This is a genomic window from Armatimonadota bacterium, assembly GCA_020354555.1.
GTDB lineage: Bacteria > Armatimonadota > Hebobacteria.
In genome coordinates, this window is the sequence record CP070648.1 from 4,250,975 (window position 1) to 4,253,572 (window position 2,598).

The following is a 2,598-nucleotide window of genomic DNA, read 5'->3' on the forward strand; positions in this document are numbered from 1 at the left end:
CTTCAGGGGCGGGAGCTGCGGGAAGAGGCGCGTCGCGCCGTTGAGGCCGTGGAGTGCGACGGGAAGCAGGATGCCGATCCACAACAGCCGGGAGGCGATAAGCTTGCGGCCCGATTCGACGAGCGACAGCGGAAGTTGGACCACGGGGTATGCCAAGCGTTCGTGACGCGCCCACTGTCGAGAGAAGATGATAGCGACCCCGTAGAGCAGGAGCGAGAGCAGCAGGATAAAGGCGAACCACAGGAAGAGCAGAGTACCTAATGCCGCGGCGACGGCCGTCCAGGGCGGCGCCCCACCGCCCTGGTAGAGGGGATTCAGAATCCCGGCGTCGGACACGCTCAGGCGTTCCGGGAGCAGCGGGCCGAGCAGCTCGTAGGCGGGGCTGGGCCCGCCCTGGCGTAGGGATGACCAGTGCACGACGCCGACGACCTGGATGACCCCGGCCCCGAACATGGAACTGCCGGCGGTGATGCTCACCGCGAGCATGGTGTAGATCGCGAACAACTCCTGCGCCGTCAGCCATGGCCGGCGAGCGCTGCGGCAGTAGAGATGATTCAGCAGCAGCAGCGCCAGGAGCGCGCAGAGAACCGGGAAGGGGATCACGTAGTTCGAGGGATAAGGCCCCTGCGCCAGGCCCGGGACGTTGCCGGCGACCTCGAGCGACTGGGAGATGCCGACGACAATCGGGATGAGGGCGGCGCCGAGCACCAGCGCCCGGGCGCGCACGTGCGGCCGGGTCTGGTGCTCGCCTTCGCTTGCGGTGCCCTGGGGGCGAGCGTTCCGGGTTGCGATCGTGCCACCCTCCGGTGTCAGAAGTCGCGGATGCGGCGCCGGTGAAATGGCCCGCCCAAACCAGTCGCCGCAGCTCAATCCAACCGATTTCGAAGGCTAGCAGGAAGAGCCGCGCGATGTCAACGGCAATGCTGCGCGGGGTATCGCTGTGCAATCCTAGATCGGCGGCCCGATACTGAGATTGGCGTCCTTCGCAGCGCGTTTCAAGGTGCTGCTCGGCCGCCGCATCACCGCGGGCAGGCGCAGGGCGCAAGTGCATGGGGACAGAAGTGTATAATTCGTGCGATTCGATTGATCGTCTTACCTGTCCCGCGCTATAAAGAGGAGCTACATCGTGAAGAGACGAGCCTTTCTGCGCAACATGGGACTCGCCGCGGCCGCAGTGACGCTGCCCGGCGAGGTCTTCTCAGCACCGCAAGAAGCGCGCAAGACGAGAAAGCCCAACGTCATCGTCATCCTGGCCGACGACCAGGGCTATGCCGACACGGGCTTCACGGGCTGCACGGATATCCCGACCCCGAACATTGACTCCATCGCCCGGCACGGCGTGCATTTCACTCAGGGCGTTGTCTCGCATCCCTATTGCAGCCCGACGCGGGCGGGGCTGATGACCGGGCGGTATCAGCAGCGGTTCGGACACGAGTGCAATCCCACCTATCTTCCGACCGACCACAGTGTCGGCATCCCGACGTCGGAATTGCTGGTGTCGGACGTTCTCGCGGGCGTGGGCTATGTCACCGGAGCCGTCGGCAAATGGCATCTCGGCGCGGCGCCGCCGTTTCACCCGAACCGCAGGGGCTTTACGGAGTTCTACGGTTTTCTCGGCGGCGGGCACGACTACATGCGCTCGGAAGCTACCGGCAAGGAGTACCTCGACCCGCTCCTGCGCAACGACAAGCCATTGCCGCATCCGGGCTATCTTACCGACGCGCTGTCGGACGAGGCGGCGGCATTCGTGCGCCGCCATAGTGACGAGCCGTTCCTTCTGTATCTCGCATACAACGCCCCGCACGCGCCGATGCAGGCGACCGAGGAGTATCTCCAACGGTTCGAGCACATTGAGGACGACAAGCGACGGCGGTATGCGGCTATGGTCAGCTGCGTGGACGACGGCGTGGGGCGCGTGCTCCAGGCGGTGCGCGAGTGCGGCTTGGAGAACGACACGCTGATCTTCTTCCTCAGCGATAACGGCGGCCAGACCCTGTGGGGCGCGGACAACACGCCTCTGCGTGGCCGCAAGGGCGCGGTCTATGAGGGAGGCTTTCGCGTGCCTTTCGCCGCGCAGTGGATCGGCACACTGCCCCAGGGCGCGCGATACGAGCACCCGGTGTCATCGCTCGACATCTTCGTGACGGCCGCAGCGGCCGCGGGGGCGGCACTGCCATCGGATCGCGTGTACGATGGACGGGATGTGCTGCCGTATGTTCTCGGCGGCAAGGCAGGCGAGCCGCACGAGCGGCTCTTCTGGCGGGCGGGTAACGGCTGGAACTACGCCGTTCGCGAGAGTCGGTACAAACTGGTCGGCGGCAAGCGGCTAGAGAAGACGGAACTGTACGACCTCAGCAGCGACCCCTGCGAGACGACCGACATAGCCGCCGAGAAGCCGGATGAGGTCGACAGGCTCAGCCGGGCATACGAGGAGTGGAACCGCGAGATGGTTCCGCCGCGATGGCCGGACCCGAAGGCTTGAGGCCGAGCACGCACTGGGCGACCGAAACGCGCCAAGGAGGCAATCATGTGCGAGTTCTGTACGCAGCACGGCGAGGGCAAGAAGTGGTACCTGCAGGCCAAGAACTATGGCGAAGA

At 65.6% G+C, this 2,598-nt stretch carries 2 protein-coding genes; one reads left to right on the plus strand and one right to left on the minus strand.

Features of this window, described 5'->3' with window-relative positions:
• Positions 1-726 (minus strand): hypothetical protein (locus tag JSV65_17385; protein ID UCH34278.1); only part of this gene is annotated, 726 nt, incomplete at its 3' end.
• A 400-nt stretch (positions 727-1,126) separates the two neighbouring features.
• On the opposite strand from JSV65_17385, the gene JSV65_17390 reads away from it, so the two are divergent.
• Complete coding sequence (locus tag JSV65_17390) at positions 1,127-2,482, plus strand: sulfatase-like hydrolase/transferase (protein UCH34279.1); 1,356 nt, start codon at positions 1,127-1,129, stop codon at positions 2,480-2,482.
• The last annotated feature ends 116 nt before the right edge of the window (positions 2,483-2,598 follow it).